Source organism: Pelotomaculum isophthalicicum JI (assembly GCF_029478095.1).
Lineage (GTDB): Bacteria > Bacillota > Desulfotomaculia > Desulfotomaculales > Pelotomaculaceae > Pelotomaculum_D > Pelotomaculum_D isophthalicicum.
On sequence record NZ_JAKOAV010000004.1, the window covers coordinates 120,748 to 137,546 of the forward strand.

Below are 16,799 nucleotides of genomic sequence, written 5' to 3' on the forward strand. Positions count from 1 at the left end.
TTTTTTCTTCTTATTGTAACCTTTTATCTTCAACCATACACTGCAGCGACCCTTTTTGCAAGCGCACAACCAGTTTGTCGCCGGTATTCACCTCATTTATGTCACTAATGACGCGCTCACCATCTGGTGTTGTGCAAATACTGTATCCCCTGGCCAAGGTGGCCAGCGGGCTCAAAGTGTTAAGCCGGGCGGCGAGCGCTGCGAGGTGCTCGCCTTCAGTTCCTATAGCATTATTTATACTCTGGGTTAGTCGGTGGATGAGGAAATCAACTGATTGCTGCCTGGCGCCGCAAAAAGTTTCCACCGGCCGGGCAAAAGTCCTGCCAGCCAGACAATAATCCAGCCTTTGTCTGCCTTCATTAACTTTTCGTTCTGCTGCGTGTTTTAGCTTGCTTACAATTGTCTGGACATAGCGATCCATTTCCTTTTTATCGGGAACAGCCATTTCAGCGGCGGCTGAAGGAGTAGCGGCGCGGGCGTCAGCCACAAAGTCGGATATGGTAACATCTGTTTCATGCCCCACCGCTGAAATAACGGGAACCTTAGAGAGAAATATGGAGCGGGCGACAATTTCCGTGTTGAAAGCCCACAAATCCTCAATAGACCCGCCACCCCGGCCGACGATTATCAGTTCAACCCCACCAAGTTTGTTTAACAACTGGATCCCCCGCGCCACCGCGAGAGGCGCGCTTTCGCCCTGCACCAGAACCGGCGCCAGAATAACCTCCAGGCCGGCCCAGCGGCGCCGGATTATTTCCACCATATCGCGTACCGCCGCCCCGGTCAGCGAAGTAACAATACCGATCCGGCGGGGCAGCAGCGGCAAGTTTTTTTTATGTTTCCGGTCGAATAGCCCTTCCCGTTGCAGCTTGTTTTTCAGCTGTTCAAACGCCAGATACAACGCGCCGGTTCCGTCCGGCTCCATCTCATCAGCATAAAGCTGGTATACGCCGTCCCTTTCATAAACTGAAATGTAGCCGCGCACCAGCACGGACATGCCGTTCTCCGGCCGGAAAGTCACGCTGCGGCTACGGGAACGGAACATAACCACTTTCAAGCTGCTTGATTCATCTTTCAAAGTGAAGTAATAGTGCCCGGACGAGGCGGGTTTAAAGTTGGATATTTCCCCCTTTACCCAGATATCAGCCAACAGGCAATCATTTTCGAATATTGTTTTAACGTACCTGGTCAACTCCTGAACACCTAGAACCCGCACTGTCTTAGCTCCTTATAATTAAATGAAAGCAACCGGGCTGCCGCGCTGAAAACTGCAACAGCGCATCTAGCCCGGTCAAAAGCGACTCGTTCTAATTTCCGGTGTGATCGCCAATATGATGGGACAACGCCGTACTTGCGTGTAGTCCGCGGATATAGAAACAATTAACTAACAACAACTATTTTTCAGATAAATACGCGTGAATTGATCTTGCAGCGGCGCGCCCCGCACCCATAGCCAGAATGACGGTAGCCGCACCGGTAACCACGTCGCCACCGGCATAAACACCAGGTTTGGAAGTAGCTCCAGTTTCCAGATTGGCAACGATATTGCCTTTTTTATTGCAATCGAGTCCTTTGGTGGTCTTCGGCACCAGCGGGTTTGGCCCCTGCCCGATTGCCACTACCACTGTTTCGACGTCAATAATAAATTCCGACCCCTTGACAGGAACTGGGCTGCGGCGGCCTGAAGCATCGGGTTCACCCAGCTCATAACGCAGGCACTCCATACCGGTCACCCAGTAATTATCGTCATAGATAATTTTAGTAGGGCTGGTCAAAAAAGCAAATTTGACGCCTTCTTCTTCAGCGTGTTCTGCTTCCTCGTGCCGCGCCGGGAGCTCATTTTTAGACCGGCGGTAAACGATCCAGGATTCTTCGGCGCCTAAGCGCAACGCTGTACGGGCGGCGTCCATAGCCACGTTGCCACCGCCCAGCACGGCAACTTTTTTACCTACGCGGATCGGTGTATCATTACCAGGGAAGAGATATGCTTTCATCAAGTTGGTACGCGTAAGAAACTCGTTAGCCGAGTATACACCGCAAGCGTTTTCTCCCGGGATATTCATAAAGTAAGGCAAGCCGGCGCCCGTTCCTAAAAAGACAGCGTCAAAACCGCCTTCCTCCATAAGTTCATCCACCGTAGCGAATTTACCTACAACAGCATTGACCTGGATGTCAACGCCAAGCTTCTTGAGATTCTGTACTTCGGCCTGGACAACCGCTTTAGGAAGACGGAACTCAGGGATACCGTACATCAGTACGCCACCCGCCACATGCAACGCCTCAAAGATAGTGACGGCATGGCCCTGTTTCGCCAGATCGGCGGCGCAGGTCAGCCCCGACGGGCCAGAACCGACAATCGCCACTTTCTTGCCGGTCGGTGGGGCTACTTTTTGCGGCAGCACACCGTTAGCAAGTTCCCAATCAGCGCAAAAACGCTCAATCCGTCCAATACCAACCGGTTCGTTTTTCTTTCCTACGGTACAGTATTTTTCACACTGGTTTTCCTGAGGGCAAACCCGTCCACAAACAGCAGGCAGGGCGTTTTTTTCTTTTAATTTCATGATCGCGCCAGCAAAATCCCGCTCGGCAGCCAGCTTGATAAAAGCAGGGATGTCAACTTCCACCGGACAGCCCTGCCGGCAAGGCTCCTTCTTGCACTGAAGACACCGCCGAGCCTCGGCAACTACGGTTTCCTCATTATAGCCCAGTGCCACTTCGTTAAAATTTTTTGCCCGTACGACCGCGTCCTGAGCTGGCATTGGGTGTTTATTAGGAACAATAGTTTTATTACCGGTTTTCTCATCAGCCATTATTTGCCACCCCCACAACCGCAGCTGCAGGTATGATTAAATCTTTCCACAGCAGCTTGTTCCTGAGATTTATATATAACCGATCGGCGTGCCATTTCGGCAAAGTCGACTGCATGACCGTCAAATTCCGGCCCGTCGACACAGGCAAATTTGGTCTGACCGCCAACTGTCACACGGCAACAGCCGCACATCCCTGTACCGTCCACCATAATCGAGTTCAGGCTGACAATGGTCTTAATATTATACTCTTTGGTCATGTTGCACACGGCCCGCATCATCGGCAACGGCCCGATAGCCACACAGAGTGCTATATCGCCTTTTTCTTCAACGACTTCTTTTAACACATCGGTGACAAAACCTTGTCTCACGTAAGAACCGTCATCAGTGGTCACCCGCAACTCTGTACAGGCATTGCGCATTTTATCCTCCCAAAAGAGGAGTTCCTTGGTTCTCGCCCCGATAATACCAATTACCTCATTTCCCGCTTCTTTTAATGCCCTGGCAATAGGGTGAACCGGTGCTACACCCACTCCTCCACCAACACAGACGATTTTTCCTAATTTCTCAATGTGGGAAGGCTCACCGAGCGGACCGACAAAATCCCTTACACTATCTCCCTCATTAAGCGTTGCGAGTTCCATAGTGGTCTTGCCCACTTCCTGGAATACACAGGTAATAGTACCCTTTTCCCGGTCAAAATCGGCGATAGTTAGAGGTATCCGTTCGCCTTCGTCATGTATGCGAAGGATAATAAACTGGCCCGGTTTTGCTTTTCTGGCAACCAGCGGCGCTTCGATGTCAAATAAGAATAATGTTGGCGCCAGAACCTCTCTCTTCAAAATCTTGTACATTAAAATCCCCTCCCCCCGCTAATTAACAATGCAATCTATTATTATTCTATAAAGAGAAGGAAATCCCTGCCGTTGATTTAATAAAATACAATGCAAAAAGAGCAGTTGCCGGAATAAACAACCACTCTTCTAAAGCTCAATATTTTCTTGGTATATTTCCGGTTTTTCCACAACGCGCCCAAGGATGCCGTTGATAAACTTCGCCGATTCCTCGCTTCCGAATATCTTACCTAATTCTATAGCTTCATTTACAGAAACGTTGTTTGGTATATCCTTACAGTACAGTATCTCAAAAAGCGCCAAGCGCATTATATTTCTATCGACATTCGCCATCCTCTTAATGTTCCAGTCTTTGCTTATCCCTTCGATAACCCGGTCGATGGACATCAAGTTGGCCAAGGTTCCGCTGACAAGCTGCTGCGCGAATTCTTCATTCTTTTTTAACTTGCCCAAACTCCCGTCCATTTTGCTAAAAGCCTCGTCCGGCTCAACGTTACCCAGATCAACTTGGAACAGGACCTGAAGAGCCCTTTCTCTGGCCTGTCTCCTGCTCATTAAGATCCTCCTTGTATGCATTAAAGGCATATAATTGTGAAGGTCAAAATCACCCTAATACCTACCGCTCACCAAAAATTTTTAAAATGAATTCCCGGAAATCAATTTTTTCATCAAGACGCTTACCCAGATAGTAGCCCGCAACAACGCATGCCGCAACAAACAACGCTTTAAAAAAGCCGTACTTGATAGCAAACCAGCCAAAAATCAGACCCAATAAAACACCTGCTGCCTTACCCAGGTGCTTGTCCAATATCTCCTGAATTATGCTCAAATCGATCCCTCTTTTCTCCGGCAATTTCACTCAACTCTTGGCTTTTGCGCCGATATGTTATCAATAGAAACCCTAACGCTGCCGACGGTGATACCGGTTATTTCAAAAACCTTTTCCTTTACCAGGACTTGTATTCTTTCAGAAACATCCGGGACATTAATGTCGGGGGTTACCACAGCGCGGATTTGGATCCCGACGCCTTGAGACACCGACACTATCCGGGGCTTCACTTCTCTTACCCCGTTAACCTGAGTCACAACTTTTACAACAAGATTCTCAATTGCTTGAATTGACACCCGGATTTGACCCAAAGCGCTTTCCGTAAGAACTACATACCGGCCAACCCGGTCGGATTTACTTACCCCTATCCAGAACAGCCTGACGCCGGCAAGAATTAAAATTGCCATAAGCGCCCAAAATATTCCCGCCCGGTCGGGATAGAACAGGCCCCTCAGCAAGAACTGGGGTTCACCTCATTTATGTCACTAATGACGCGCTCACCATCTGGTGTTGTGCAAATACTGTATCCCCTGGCCAAGGTGGCCAGCGGGCTCAAAGTGTTAAGCCGGGCGGCGAGCGCTGCGAGGTGCTCGCCTTCAGTTCCTATAGCATTATTTATACTCTGGGTTAGTCGGTGGATGAGGAAATCAACTGATTGCTGCCTGGCGCCGCAAAAAGTTTCCACCGGCCGGGCAAAAGTCCTGCCAGCCAGACAATAATCCAGCCTTTGTCTGCCTTCATTAACTTTTCGTTCTGCTGCGTGTTTTAGCTTGCTTACAATTGTCTGGACATAGCGATCCATTTCCTTTTTATCGGGAACAGCCATTTCAGCGGCGGCTGAAGGAGTAGCGGCGCGGGCGTCAGCCACAAAGTCGGATATGGTAACATCTGTTTCATGCCCCACCGCTGAAATAACGGGAACCTTAGAGAGAAATATGGAGCGGGCGACAATTTCCGTGTTGAAAGCCCACAAATCCTCAATAGACCCGCCACCCCGGCCGACGATTATCAGTTCAACCCCACCAAGTTTGTTTAACAACTGGATCCCCCGCGCCACCGCGAGAGGCGCGCTTTCGCCCTGCACCAGAACCGGCGCCAGAATAACCTCCAGGCCGGCCCAGCGGCGCCGGATTATTTCCACCATATCGCGTACCGCCGCCCCGGTCAGCGAAGTAACAATACCGATCCGGCGGGGCAGCAGCGGCAAGTTTTTTTTATGTTTCCGGTCGAATAGCCCTTCCCGTTGCAGCTTGTTTTTCAGCTGTTCAAACGCCAGATACAACGCGCCGGTTCCGTCCGGCTCCATCTCATCAGCATAAAGCTGGTATACGCCGTCCCTTTCATAAACTGAAATGTAGCCGCGCACCAGCACGGACATGCCGTTCTCCGGCCGGAAAGTCACGCTGCGGCTACGGGAACGGAACATAACCACTTTCAAGCTGCTTGATTCATCTTTCAAAGTGAAGTAATAGTGCCCGGACGAGGCGGGTTTAAAGTTGGATATTTCCCCCTTTACCCAGATATCAGCCAACAGGCAATCATTTTCGAATATTGTTTTAACGTACCTGGTCAACTCCTGAACACCTAGAACCCGCACTGTCTTAGCTCCTTATAATTAAATGAAAGCAACCGGGCTGCCGCGCTGAAAACTGCAACAGCGCATCTAGCCCGGTCAAAAGCGACTCGTTCTAATTTCCGGTGTGATCGCCAATATGATGGGACAACGCCGTACTTGCGTGTAGTCCGCGGATATAGAAACAATTAACTAACAACAACTATTTTTCAGATAAATACGCGTGAATTGATCTTGCAGCGGCGCGCCCCGCACCCATAGCCAGAATGACGGTAGCCGCACCGGTAACCACGTCGCCACCGGCATAAACACCAGGTTTGGAAGTAGCTCCAGTTTCCAGATTGGCAACGATATTGCCTTTTTTATTGCAATCGAGTCCTTTGGTGGTCTTCGGCACCAGCGGGTTTGGCCCCTGCCCGATTGCCACTACCACTGTTTCGACGTCAATAATAAATTCCGACCCCTTGACAGGAACTGGGCTGCGGCGGCCTGAAGCATCGGGTTCACCCAGCTCATAACGCAGGCACTCCATACCGGTCACCCAGTAATTATCGTCATAGATAATTTTAGTAGGGCTGGTCAAAAAAGCAAATTTGACGCCTTCTTCTTCAGCGTGTTCTGCTTCCTCGTGCCGCGCCGGGAGCTCATTTTTAGACCGGCGGTAAACGATCCAGGATTCTTCGGCGCCTAAGCGCAACGCTGTACGGGCGGCGTCCATAGCCACGTTGCCACCGCCCAGCACGGCAACTTTTTTACCTACGCGGATCGGTGTATCATTACCAGGGAAGAGATATGCTTTCATCAAGTTGGTACGCGTAAGAAACTCGTTAGCCGAGTATACACCGCAAGCGTTTTCTCCCGGGATATTCATAAAGTAAGGCAAGCCGGCGCCCGTTCCTAAAAAGACAGCGTCAAAACCGCCTTCCTCCATAAGTTCATCCACCGTAGCGAATTTACCTACAACAGCATTGACCTGGATGTCAACGCCAAGCTTCTTGAGATTCTGTACTTCGGCCTGGACAACCGCTTTAGGAAGACGGAACTCAGGGATACCGTACATCAGTACGCCACCCGCCACATGCAACGCCTCAAAGATAGTGACGGCATGGCCCTGTTTCGCCAGATCGGCGGCGCAGGTCAGCCCCGACGGGCCAGAACCGACAATCGCCACTTTCTTGCCGGTCGGTGGGGCTACTTTTTGCGGCAGCACACCGTTAGCAAGTTCCCAATCAGCGCAAAAACGCTCAATCCGTCCAATACCAACCGGTTCGTTTTTCTTTCCTACGGTACAGTATTTTTCACACTGGTTTTCCTGAGGGCAAACCCGTCCACAAACAGCAGGCAGGGCGTTTTTTTCTTTTAATTTCATGATCGCGCCAGCAAAATCCCGCTCGGCAGCCAGCTTGATAAAAGCAGGGATGTCAACTTCCACCGGACAGCCCTGCCGGCAAGGCTCCTTCTTGCACTGAAGACACCGCCGAGCCTCGGCAACTACGGTTTCCTCATTATAGCCCAGTGCCACTTCGTTAAAATTTTTTGCCCGTACGACCGCGTCCTGAGCTGGCATTGGGTGTTTATTAGGAACAATAGTTTTATTACCGGTTTTCTCATCAGCCATTATTTGCCACCCCCACAACCGCAGCTGCAGGTATGATTAAATCTTTCCACAGCAGCTTGTTCCTGAGATTTATATATAACCGATCGGCGTGCCATTTCGGCAAAGTCGACTGCATGACCGTCAAATTCCGGCCCGTCGACACAGGCAAATTTGGTCTGACCGCCAACTGTCACACGGCAACAGCCGCACATCCCTGTACCGTCCACCATAATCGAGTTCAGGCTGACAATGGTCTTAATATTATACTCTTTGGTCATGTTGCACACGGCCCGCATCATCGGCAACGGCCCGATAGCCACACAGAGTGCTATATCGCCTTTTTCTTCAACGACTTCTTTTAACACATCGGTGACAAAACCTTGTCTCACGTAAGAACCGTCATCAGTGGTCACCCGCAACTCTGTACAGGCATTGCGCATTTTATCCTCCCAAAAGAGGAGTTCCTTGGTTCTCGCCCCGATAATACCAATTACCTCATTTCCCGCTTCTTTTAATGCCCTGGCAATAGGGTGAACCGGTGCTACACCCACTCCTCCACCAACACAGACGATTTTTCCTAATTTCTCAATGTGGGAAGGCTCACCGAGCGGACCGACAAAATCCCTTACACTATCTCCCTCATTAAGCGTTGCGAGTTCCATAGTGGTCTTGCCCACTTCCTGGAATACACAGGTAATAGTACCCTTTTCCCGGTCAAAATCGGCGATAGTTAGAGGTATCCGTTCGCCTTCGTCATGTATGCGAAGGATAATAAACTGGCCCGGTTTTGCTTTTCTGGCAACCAGCGGCGCTTCGATGTCAAATAAGAATAATGTTGGCGCCAGAACCTCTCTCTTCAAAATCTTGTACATTAAAATCCCCTCCCCCCGCTAATTAACAATGCAATCTATTATTATTCTATAAAGAGAAGGAAATCCCTGCCGTTGATTTAATAAAATACAATGCAAAAAGAGCAGTTGCCGGAATAAACAACCACTCTTCTAAAGCTCAATATTTTCTTGGTATATTTCCGGTTTTTCCACAACGCGCCCAAGGATGCCGTTGATAAACTTCGCCGATTCCTCGCTTCCGAATATCTTACCTAATTCTATAGCTTCATTTACAGAAACGTTGTTTGGTATATCCTTACAGTACAGTATCTCAAAAAGCGCCAAGCGCATTATATTTCTATCGACATTCGCCATCCTCTTAATGTTCCAGTCTTTGCTTATCCCTTCGATAACCCGGTCGATGGACATCAAGTTGGCCAAGGTTCCGCTGACAAGCTGCTGCGCGAATTCTTCATTCTTTTTTAACTTGCCCAAACTCCCGTCCATTTTGCTAAAAGCCTCGTCCGGCTCAACGTTACCCAGATCAACTTGGAACAGGACCTGAAGAGCCCTTTCTCTGGCCTGTCTCCTGCTCATTAAGATCCTCCTTGTATGCATTAAAGGCATATAATTGTGAAGGTCAAAATCACCCTAATACCTACCGCTCACCAAAAATTTTTAAAATGAATTCCCGGAAATCAATTTTTTCATCAAGACGCTTACCCAGATAGTAGCCCGCAACAACGCATGCCGCAACAAACAACGCTTTAAAAAAGCCGTACTTGATAGCAAACCAGCCAAAAATCAGACCCAATAAAACACCTGCTGCCTTACCCAGGTGCTTGTCCAATATCTCCTGAATTATGCTCAAATCGATCCCTCTTTTCTCCGGCAATTTCACTCAACTCTTGGCTTTTGCGCCGATATGTTATCAATAGAAACCCTAACGCTGCCGACGGTGATACCGGTTATTTCAAAAACCTTTTCCTTTACCAGGACTTGTATTCTTTCAGAAACATCCGGGACATTAATGTCGGGGGTTACCACAGCGCGGATTTGGATCCCGACGCCTTGAGACACCGACACTATCCGGGGCTTCACTTCTCTTACCCCGTTAACCTGAGTCACAACTTTTACAACAAGATTCTCAATTGCTTGAATTGACACCCGGATTTGACCCAAAGCGCTTTCCGTAAGAACTACATACCGGCCAACCCGGTCGGATTTACTTACCCCTATCCAGAACAGCCTGACGCCGGCAAGAATTAAAATTGCCATAAGCGCCCAAAATATTCCCGCCCGGTCGGGATAGAACAGGCCCCTCAGCAAGAACTGGGGTGTTGTCCAGCCCAGCATTATCGCTGAAAAAAGCACAAAAATAACTGTTAAAAAGAAAGTGTATACAGCCAGTAAAGCACGGTCAAAAGGCCTCACCGGATATACCTCCTTAAAAAGCAACCCCCTCTTGGGGGGCTGCAAAGTTTATCTCAGCCTATGTTCCTCTTCTTTTGGATCAGACGCAAAGGCAACACCTTGAACGTTGACATTAACTTCAACAACAGCCAGCCCGGTCATTCGCTCAACGGCATCTTTAACGCTGCTCTGGATATTCGCGGCAACGTCCGGAATTCGAATACCATAATCCATAATCACATGAATGTCAATCGCCGTTTCTTTCTCCCCAACCTCTACCTTAATACCCTTGGAAAGGTTTTTTTTACCGAGCAGCTCCGCGATACCGCCGGCAAGACCGCCGCTCATTCCAGCCACACCCTTAATTTCAATAGCCGCCAGCCCTGCAATAACCTTAACCACGTCATCGGCTATTCTTATCGCGCCAAGCCCGGTCTGTTCCTCCCGGATCACTTCCGATGCATCCACCTTATTCCCCCCAGTCTCGCCAAAAAACAATATAAAAATATATTTTTTATTATAGCAAAGATGGTAAATTAACGCAAATCAGATTATATGTAGGTAATTAGGACTTATTAGTCTTATCGGCAAGCGCCGCCGTAACTGGGGCAAACATTACGGCATTATGCATCAGGATATGACTTAACCTGTTAAAGTTTAGCTATAATTAAAATATTGCTGGAGTCAATGCCCGTCCCCCGCGAAATCAATTCCGCCAAGCGGACAGTTTCTTCAGGATTTAAATTGTCAGTCGCTATGACGGCTGTCACGGACCTGCTGTCAATTAACACCGCCGCGTCATCATAACCCTTTGCCTTAATCAAGTTTTCTATTTCAACTTCTTTTTCCATACTGCTGCTGATACTCAGCAGGCTGTCCTGAGCCTTTTGCCTGGTTTCACTGGAAGAATTTACATTATTGATGACTTCGCGCAGCCACTCCACCCGCTGTCCTCTTGTTCGTTCCCTTGCCAACCGGTATTCCACATAGAAATTAGAATTATTTTCCTGAATATTTTTTTCTTTTAAATCTCCGGCCGCCTGCCCGCCCGGCACTGTTCCGGCATTCCCTGGCGCTGTTCCGGCATTGTTAATGCGTACTTCTCCGGCGGCGGGAATACTTATTCTCGTATCGGAAATGATTGTGCTCACCTTAACGGCGCCATACCTGCACAATAGCAATACGGCAACTCCGATGACACTCAAGACAGTAAGCGACAGTATTTTCTTATTAATAATAACCGTTTTCATTATTCTCTCCTTTCCCTCGGCAATACCAGTATCTTTTGCGGTTCAATGCCCATAGCCACTTCCGTCGCCTGAAAAAGCATCGCCTTCACCTTAGGGTTGACGGCGCCTTCCGCCACAACCAAAACACCGGCTACATGGGGCGCCACCTCCCGCTCCACAACCGGTTGTTCGCCCTGGCCGTCGCGGTTCATTACCAGTTGATTGCTGTTGTTGTCCTCTGTCGTAGTCCGCGTTCCTCCCGACTGGTCACGTTCCTGGGTAGTCTTTTTGCCCGTGGTGGTATTAACCGCATATTCATACTGAGTGGTGTCGGATAACCGTACTGACACTTCGACCTCTCCCGCCCCTTCAACATTCTTGAGCATTGCACAAAGTTTCTTGCTTAGAAGCTCTTCTTCCCCCAACATGCCGCTTTTCACCTGTTCCTGGATTTGCTTGTTGGAGGATTCAGAGGCCGGCGTTTGTTTTTGGTTCGATTTGGTCTTGTCCACCGTGGAAAAGACCAGCATTAATACTCCCAGCACAGCCAGGCCGGCCAGCCAAAGATTGCGTTTGTTTGGCCCTGCCGGGCCGCCTCCCCCCTGTCTGCCAAAACCAAAGAAATCAAGCAATTTGTTCAAATCAGCACCTCCCCGAATGTACTGTATAGACCGACATCAGATTTCCAACGACTGCTATCAGCGGTACACGCAATCCACCTGTTCCGGCTTTAAATTATAAAAATTGGCAATTGTTTTGATCAAACCGGCTACTGCTTCACCAGCGGGACCGGTTTCAGTATTCACGCGCTCTTTTGTCTCCGGTTTTGGCCCGACCTGAACAGTTACCGGCTCAATACCGGTGGCATTCTCCTTTACAGCGAATTTGTCATTATCGCCGGGCTTTTCAACAAACATAACTATTTTGCTTATTTGCCCATAGCCCGCCCCTTCTCTTTCTGTGTTAACTACTACATCCGCATCCACTACCGGTATTTCCTTGTTAATACTAGCAAGGGCCATTACCTGATTGGCAAGTCCACGCTTATATTGTTCAATTGCCTTTTGTTGCTGTTCGCTGGATATTTTCTTGCCGGACTCCATGATCAGGGAAAGACGTTCATCCACCTTTTTTTCAGTTAGAGAAGGCAAGTCACCTGTATAGTCCCGGTGTAGCAGATCGCCCACAGCCTGAATTACTGCCACGATAATCAGGAGGCCCATGACCATTTTTACATACTTTCTCATATCTCCAGCGGGCAGGAGCATTTCAAGAAACATTGCTAGAATAACAATGACAACCAGGTTTTGTATAAGTGAACGGATTACTTCCACCTGATCCCTCCTAACGGTTCACCTGAGCATGACCGTGATGTTCGCCACACCGACAATAATAGTGATTACAAAGAAAAACAGCAGGCCCACTGTTGCCACCGCGGCAAAAATCAAAAGCAAGTTATTGCCAAGACCATTCAAACAATTGACCATTTGACCGTCACCAATCGGTTGGATCAAGGCTCCGGCAAGTTTATAAATAAAGGCGAGCGTGATAATCTTTAATAAAGGAATAAGCATTATTGTACAAATTACCGCCACCCCGGCTATGCCAACCGCGTTTTTTATTAACAGCGACGAACTTACCACGGCGGCCAGAGCGTCGGAGAGCACTCCACCCACTACGGGCACAAAGGCGTCCACACCAAATTTAGCTGTTTTAAAAGTAACTGAGTCACCAACAGCGCCGGCCACGCCCTGAATAGTGAGAACTCCCAAAAAAATCGTTGAAAATATCCCCATTAAACCCATGGCTATCCCTTTTAATAAGTCAGCCAGGTTTGAGACTTTGAATTTTTCCGAGAGGTTGTTGACTATCCCCAAAATTGCCACAAAAAATAGCAATGGTAAAATTATATTTTTTATTAAAGTGCTAAAAACACCAAGAGTAGTTAGAATAACGGGGCTGAAAACCGCTGCGGAAGCTACACCCCCGACAGCAACCAAGAGTGTCAGCAAAACGGGTAATAGCGCCTGCATAAATGACACCATGTTTTCTACGACTTCCCTGCCGGCATTGACTGCCAGGGAAAAAGATCCGATAGCGATGGTAACTAACGCTAAATAAGTAACTGAATAGGTCAATTGACCAGCGGTGCCTTTTTCAAAAGAAGCCATTAAATTTTGCAGAATAGCGCAAATTACCGCGAGAATCACCAACTTTCCCAAGAGGTCGAAGTTCGCTACCACTTCCTTAAAAAGCTGCTGGATTAAATTCTTAAAAATTTCAGCCGGTTTCCAATCCAATTCCCCTTTCACCAGTTTTATTACCATATCCTTAAAATCAAGGACAGGAATTGAACCCTTGATTTCTGCATCAAGTCTTTCAACGTATTGTTGCACTTCCGTCAGGTTCAATGATGATATTTGTTCCTCCGGTGATATAACTACAGCCTGCTCCCCGTATACAGGCACCGGAACCAACAGAAGCAAAGCAAAAAATAACGAAAAAATGATATGCAAAATCCCACCGCCTCACGGTACAAGTCTTAAAAGCATCTGGAGTACTGCCACAATCATTGGTACTGCAAGCACCATAATCATAATCTTAGCGGCAAATTCTATTTTTGTGGCAACTGCGCTTTCACCAGCGTCCCGGCTGATTTGAGCCCCAAATTCCGCGATATAGGCAATTCCAATAATTTTTAGGATAGTGCCCAAATAAACCATGTTGATTTCCGCCCTGGCCGTCAAATCCTTGATGATATCCATAATCGAGCCGATTTTGCCTAATACCAGGAGAAAAAGGATTATCCCGGCCACGACACTTAAGAGTACCCCTAATTCCGGTCGCTGACTTTTCACTACCACAATCAGGACAGTGGCAATCAGACCAATGGCAACTATTTGCATAATGTCCATGTCTTGCTCTCCTGTTAACTTTCTTATCAATGTTCTAAAATAGCTTAAATACAGATTTCACCTGATCGAATAAATTGGCGAGCAACTGAATGACCCACATAAAAACGATAGCCAGCCCCGCTAATGTCACTAAATGTCCTTGTTCTTCTTTTCCGGCATGCTTCAAAATAGCGTTAAGAACAGCTACCAGAATACCCACACCGGCAATTTTGAAAATCAGATCTATATTGCTTCCCATGCATTGACCTCCAATCTATTAGGTATCTCAATATTTAAAAATAAATTTGCAACTACTCAGGAGTTAGAATTCAGGAGTCAGTAGTCAGAATGAGAGAACGGTTTTTTCTCGCAGTATTCTGAATTCTGACTCCTGAATTCTGAATACTCGAATAGTGCCTTTTCAATAAAGGAGCAGCACGATCAGGAGTCCCCCCAGAAAACCAAGATAACTCCAAAGCTTGACATTTCGCGCCGCCTCCTCTTCCGCGGAAGTAGTTTCCGTATTGATTTGTTCCATGGCTAGCCGCAAGTGTTTTATCTGATCTTCTCTGTCGGAAATACCGAGGGATCCTCCTAGATTGTGCAAGATGGATAAATCACCGGACTTTAATGCGGTACCCGGGTAATATTTCTCAAGCGCCTTTTCCCAGGCTTCCGCAGCGGTAATGCCGGACCTGGAAGATAGTTCCGCCGCCGCCCCACTAAACAGAAGAGCGGAGTTTTTATCGCAACGGCCGGATACTTGCTGAAAAGCTTCCGGCAAACAAGTAGCGCTATACGCGACTTCTGTTTCAAGTATCTGAAGCGCTGAACGGAGCGAGCGCAATTCCTTCGGCCTACGGGAATAATTTCCCGCCACAGCCAACCCGCTTAGACCGCTGGCCGCTACCACCATCACTGCCCCAACCAGTTTTAGCATTTTTTCACCCCCAGTGTTCGCATGGTTTTACCGTCAATTATATCTTCTACTGTTCCCACCCCCCGGGAGCGGCCAAGTATGACAAAACGCTCGATCATTTTTAACCGGATTATTCGTCCCAGCGCAGGCCGCTCGGCCAGTTCAGCCAAATTTTTTCCGTGCGCGGTGGCTAAAACCTTAACCCCGGCATTTAATACTTCTTCCAACGCGCTGACGTCTTCGCCGCGCCCGATTTCATCAACAGCTATTACATGTGGGTTCATCGAGCGCAAAAGCATCATCATGCCTTCTGCCTTGGGACACCCGTCGAGAACATCAGTCCTTATTCCAACGTCAAGCTGAGGCACTCCTTTATAACACCCGGCAATTTCCGACCGCTCGTCCACCACTCCCAAAGTCAATCCTGATAAACCAAGTTCTGGAATACCATTGCTCAACTGCCTGATTAAGTCTCTCAACATAGTTGTCTTACCGCAGCAAGGCGGAGAAACCAGAATCGTATGAAAAAATTCGCCACGGCCATTGTCCAACAGGTGGGGAAGAAGTTTGGAAGCTACGCCGGTGATTGCCCTGGATATGCGGATATTACAACTGGAGAGGTACTTCAATGTCCTGATTTTCCCACCATCAAGCAACGCTTTTCCTGTAATGCCAACTCGATGGCCGCCAGGTAAAGTAATAAACCCGTTTTTCAATTCTTCCTCAATCGCATAAAATGATGAGTTGCTGATTAATTGGATTAATCTTTCCATATCGATGGGTGTAACACAATATGCCTCTCTGGCTTCATGGGTTGGCCGCCCGTCAACAGTTATGAAAACATCATTATCGGATAATCCGAGAACTAAGGGTCTTCCCTGTCTAAACCGAATCTCTTCGAGTTTATCAATTATAAAATGAGCCAATGCGGCAATCATTGACCGGATGTTACCCGGCAAAACCGGTAGAATGTTATTTAAGACACTAGCGCCGTTATGTCTTGGTGTAAACTGATACAAGTCCGCGAAACTCAAAGTTTGTCCCTCCTGATTTATAGATATTGAGATCTGCGGTAAAATATGCCAGTTCTTTTCTCCATAAAAAAACCGCTTAATGACCGTAGTTTAAGAAAAAAACCAGTCACCCAAGCGGCATAATGCCATATATTGTGTAGTAGGTAAAATTATAACATGGCCTGAAAGGAAATAATTATTATGAAAAAACCATCTACTTCATATAACTGGCCGGATATATTTTTTGAACAATACCATGCCTGGTTGCAAAACCACCCACAGCCAGTTAAAGGAAAGGGTGAATCAACCGGCAACGCTAAAGAAAATCAAAATTATGCGCCGCTATTTATACCAGTATATCCATCATGTCCTTACATGGGCTCGCCTTATACCACAATACCGTTTTGCCCGGCTGATTTAAACGGTGCCAACCAAAATACCAGCCAATCCGCTAATCCTGGCTTTAGGCAAGCACCCGTTATGCCGAACGCTTATATTTTATTCCTGATTTTTATATTAATCATGCTCGGCACAAGGAAAGAGCAAATATTTGCGGTTATCCGCAAAATATTTCAATAAGCGATTTCGATCTTTGGGAATATAACGCACCTCATGTTCAGCCCTATAATTGTTCGGGCTCATTCGCTCTTTGAATTAGGCCTCAGAATCGCCGCTTATATATAAGCCCAAAATGAATCGAGTAAGGTAATGCTGCAGTAATTTTCTGCAGCATTATCCTTCTCACAGAACCGGACGTACGGGCCTCGTATCCGGCTCCTGATAAACCTCAGTCACTTCTCCCAAAAGTGATGCAAAATGCCGACATTGTACGAAGCCAAAT

Annotated in this window: 22 protein-coding genes; 1 reads left to right on the top strand and 21 read right to left on the bottom strand. The window is 47.7% G+C overall.

The features are described from left to right. Positions 1 to 10: 10 nt before the first annotated feature. From xseA (L7E55_RS03715) to spoIIIAA, 21 genes are all read right to left on the bottom strand, one after another. Positions 11 to 1,216, bottom strand: coding sequence for an exodeoxyribonuclease VII large subunit (xseA, locus tag L7E55_RS03715; RefSeq protein ID WP_277442709.1), 1,206 nt, complete (start codon positions 1,214 to 1,216; stop codon positions 11 to 13). A 178-nt stretch (positions 1,217 to 1,394) separates the two neighbouring features. Further along, the gene (gene gltA / locus L7E55_RS03720) at positions 1,395 to 2,810 is read right to left on the bottom strand and encodes an NADPH-dependent glutamate synthase (RefSeq protein ID WP_277442710.1); all 1,416 of its coding nucleotides are present in this window, start codon (positions 2,808 to 2,810) and stop codon (positions 1,395 to 1,397) included. Further along, positions 2,810 to 3,661, bottom strand: a complete 852-nt coding sequence (locus L7E55_RS03725) for a sulfide/dihydroorotate dehydrogenase-like FAD/NAD-binding protein (RefSeq protein ID WP_277442711.1) — start codon at positions 3,659 to 3,661, stop codon at positions 2,810 to 2,812. The genes gltA (L7E55_RS03720) and L7E55_RS03725 overlap by 1 nt, the downstream gene beginning before the upstream one ends. Positions 3,662 to 3,790: 129 nt before the next feature. Next, positions 3,791 to 4,216 carry a transcription antitermination factor NusB gene (gene nusB, locus L7E55_RS03730; RefSeq protein ID WP_277442712.1) on the bottom strand — a complete coding sequence of 142 codons (426 nt, stop codon included), beginning with the start codon at positions 4,214 to 4,216 and terminating at the stop codon, positions 3,791 to 3,793. Between the two features lie 61 nt (positions 4,217 to 4,277). Continuing rightward, complete coding sequence (locus L7E55_RS03735) at positions 4,278 to 4,514, bottom strand: DUF2273 domain-containing protein (protein ID WP_277442713.1); 237 nt, start codon at positions 4,512 to 4,514, stop codon at positions 4,278 to 4,280. Between the two features lie 2 nt (positions 4,515 to 4,516). Continuing rightward, on the bottom strand, positions 4,517 to 4,948 hold the full coding sequence (amaP, locus tag L7E55_RS03740; RefSeq protein ID WP_277442714.1) for an alkaline shock response membrane anchor protein AmaP: 432 nt from the start codon (positions 4,946 to 4,948) through the stop codon (positions 4,517 to 4,519). After that, the gene (gene xseA / locus L7E55_RS03745; protein WP_277442715.1) at positions 4,942 to 6,087 is read right to left on the bottom strand and encodes an exodeoxyribonuclease VII large subunit; all 1,146 of its coding nucleotides are present in this window, start codon (positions 6,085 to 6,087) and stop codon (positions 4,942 to 4,944) included. Before xseA (L7E55_RS03745) ends, amaP (L7E55_RS03740) begins: the two co-directional genes overlap by 7 nt. Before the next feature lie 178 nt (positions 6,088 to 6,265). Continuing rightward, entirely contained in the window at positions 6,266 to 7,681 is a 1,416-nt protein-coding gene (gltA, locus tag L7E55_RS03750) for an NADPH-dependent glutamate synthase (protein WP_277442710.1), read from the bottom strand. Beyond that, positions 7,681 to 8,532: a sulfide/dihydroorotate dehydrogenase-like FAD/NAD-binding protein gene (locus tag L7E55_RS03755; RefSeq protein WP_277442711.1), complete on the bottom strand. Its 852-nt coding sequence runs from the start codon at positions 8,530 to 8,532 to the stop codon at positions 7,681 to 7,683. The genes gltA (L7E55_RS03750) and L7E55_RS03755 overlap by 1 nt, the downstream gene beginning before the upstream one ends. Positions 8,533 to 8,661: 129 nt before the next feature. Continuing rightward, complete coding sequence (gene nusB, locus L7E55_RS03760) at positions 8,662 to 9,087, bottom strand: transcription antitermination factor NusB (protein ID WP_277442712.1); 426 nt, start codon at positions 9,085 to 9,087, stop codon at positions 8,662 to 8,664. Positions 9,088 to 9,148: 61 nt separating this feature from the next. Next, positions 9,149 to 9,385, bottom strand: a complete 237-nt coding sequence (locus tag L7E55_RS03765) for a DUF2273 domain-containing protein (RefSeq protein WP_277442713.1) — start codon at positions 9,383 to 9,385, stop codon at positions 9,149 to 9,151. A gap of 2 nt (positions 9,386 to 9,387) precedes the next feature. Beyond that, positions 9,388 to 9,924, bottom strand: a complete 537-nt coding sequence (gene amaP / locus L7E55_RS03770) for an alkaline shock response membrane anchor protein AmaP (RefSeq protein WP_277442716.1) — start codon at positions 9,922 to 9,924, stop codon at positions 9,388 to 9,390. A 48-nt stretch (positions 9,925 to 9,972) separates the two neighbouring features. Continuing rightward, positions 9,973 to 10,371, bottom strand: a complete 399-nt coding sequence (locus tag L7E55_RS03775; RefSeq protein WP_277442717.1) for an Asp23/Gls24 family envelope stress response protein — start codon at positions 10,369 to 10,371, stop codon at positions 9,973 to 9,975. 182 nt (positions 10,372 to 10,553) lie between these two features. Continuing rightward, positions 10,554 to 11,153 (bottom strand): SpoIIIAH-like family protein, encoded by a 600-nt coding sequence (locus L7E55_RS03780; RefSeq protein WP_277442718.1) that lies wholly within the window; start codon positions 11,151 to 11,153, stop codon positions 10,554 to 10,556. Further along, positions 11,153 to 11,773 (bottom strand): hypothetical protein, encoded by a 621-nt coding sequence (locus tag L7E55_RS03785; RefSeq protein WP_277442719.1) that lies wholly within the window; start codon positions 11,771 to 11,773, stop codon positions 11,153 to 11,155. Before L7E55_RS03785 ends, L7E55_RS03780 begins: the two co-directional genes overlap by 1 nt. A 57-nt stretch (positions 11,774 to 11,830) precedes the next feature. Beyond that, the gene (gene spoIIIAF / locus L7E55_RS03790; protein ID WP_277442720.1) at positions 11,831 to 12,466 is read right to left on the bottom strand and encodes a stage III sporulation protein AF; all 636 of its coding nucleotides are present in this window, start codon (positions 12,464 to 12,466) and stop codon (positions 11,831 to 11,833) included. An 18-nt stretch (positions 12,467 to 12,484) separates the two neighbouring features. Beyond that, on the bottom strand, positions 12,485 to 13,651 hold the full coding sequence (gene spoIIIAE, locus L7E55_RS03795) for a stage III sporulation protein AE (RefSeq protein ID WP_420852004.1): 1,167 nt from the start codon (positions 13,649 to 13,651) through the stop codon (positions 12,485 to 12,487). 9 nt (positions 13,652 to 13,660) lie between these two features. Further along, a complete protein-coding gene (gene spoIIIAD, locus L7E55_RS03800) occupies positions 13,661 to 14,047 on the bottom strand; it encodes a stage III sporulation protein AD (RefSeq protein WP_277442723.1) in 387 nt (128 codons plus the stop codon). 34 nt (positions 14,048 to 14,081) lie between these two features. After that, a complete protein-coding gene (spoIIIAC, locus tag L7E55_RS03805) occupies positions 14,082 to 14,285 on the bottom strand; it encodes a stage III sporulation protein AC (RefSeq protein ID WP_277442724.1) in 204 nt (67 codons plus the stop codon). A 162-nt stretch (positions 14,286 to 14,447) separates the two neighbouring features. Further along, positions 14,448 to 14,966 carry a stage III sporulation protein SpoIIIAB gene (gene spoIIIAB, locus L7E55_RS03810; protein ID WP_277442725.1) on the bottom strand — a complete coding sequence of 173 codons (519 nt, stop codon included), beginning with the start codon at positions 14,964 to 14,966 and terminating at the stop codon, positions 14,448 to 14,450. Continuing rightward, positions 14,960 to 15,979: a stage III sporulation protein AA gene (gene spoIIIAA / locus L7E55_RS03815; protein ID WP_277442726.1), complete on the bottom strand. Its 1,020-nt coding sequence runs from the start codon at positions 15,977 to 15,979 to the stop codon at positions 14,960 to 14,962. The genes spoIIIAB and spoIIIAA overlap by 7 nt, the downstream gene beginning before the upstream one ends. A 180-nt stretch (positions 15,980 to 16,159) precedes the next feature. On the opposite strand from spoIIIAA, the gene L7E55_RS03820 reads away from it, so the two are divergent. Further along, a complete protein-coding gene (locus tag L7E55_RS03820; protein ID WP_277442727.1) occupies positions 16,160 to 16,537 on the top strand; it encodes a hypothetical protein in 378 nt (125 codons plus the stop codon). The last annotated feature ends 262 nt before the right edge of the window (positions 16,538 to 16,799 follow it).

Bases quoted from the DNA above. Each gene is read 5' to 3' on its own strand.
- spoIIIAB (WP_277442725.1), bottom strand. From the start codon at position 14,966: ATGCTAAAACTGGTTGGGGCAGTGATGGTGGTAGCGGCCAGCGGTCTA.
- gltA (WP_277442710.1), bottom strand. From the start codon at position 7,681: ATGGCTGATGAGAAAACCGGTAATAAAACTATTGTTCCTAATAAACAC.
- spoIIIAD (WP_277442723.1), bottom strand. From the start codon at position 14,047: ATGGACATTATGCAAATAGTTGCCATTGGTCTGATTGCCACTGTCCTG.
- L7E55_RS03780 (WP_277442718.1), bottom strand. From the start codon at position 11,153: ATGAAAACGGTTATTATTAATAAGAAAATACTGTCGCTTACTGTCTTG.
- nusB (WP_277442712.1), bottom strand. From the start codon at position 9,087: ATGAGCAGGAGACAGGCCAGAGAAAGGGCTCTTCAGGTCCTGTTCCAA.
- gltA (WP_277442710.1), bottom strand. From the start codon at position 2,810: ATGGCTGATGAGAAAACCGGTAATAAAACTATTGTTCCTAATAAACAC.
- L7E55_RS03725 (WP_277442711.1), bottom strand. From the start codon at position 3,661: ATGTACAAGATTTTGAAGAGAGAGGTTCTGGCGCCAACATTATTCTTA.
- nusB (WP_277442712.1), bottom strand. From the start codon at position 4,216: ATGAGCAGGAGACAGGCCAGAGAAAGGGCTCTTCAGGTCCTGTTCCAA.
- L7E55_RS03820 (WP_277442727.1), top strand. From the start codon at position 16,160: ATGAAAAAACCATCTACTTCATATAACTGGCCGGATATATTTTTTGAA.
- L7E55_RS03755 (WP_277442711.1), bottom strand. From the start codon at position 8,532: ATGTACAAGATTTTGAAGAGAGAGGTTCTGGCGCCAACATTATTCTTA.
- spoIIIAC (WP_277442724.1), bottom strand. From the start codon at position 14,285: ATGGGAAGCAATATAGATCTGATTTTCAAAATTGCCGGTGTGGGTATT.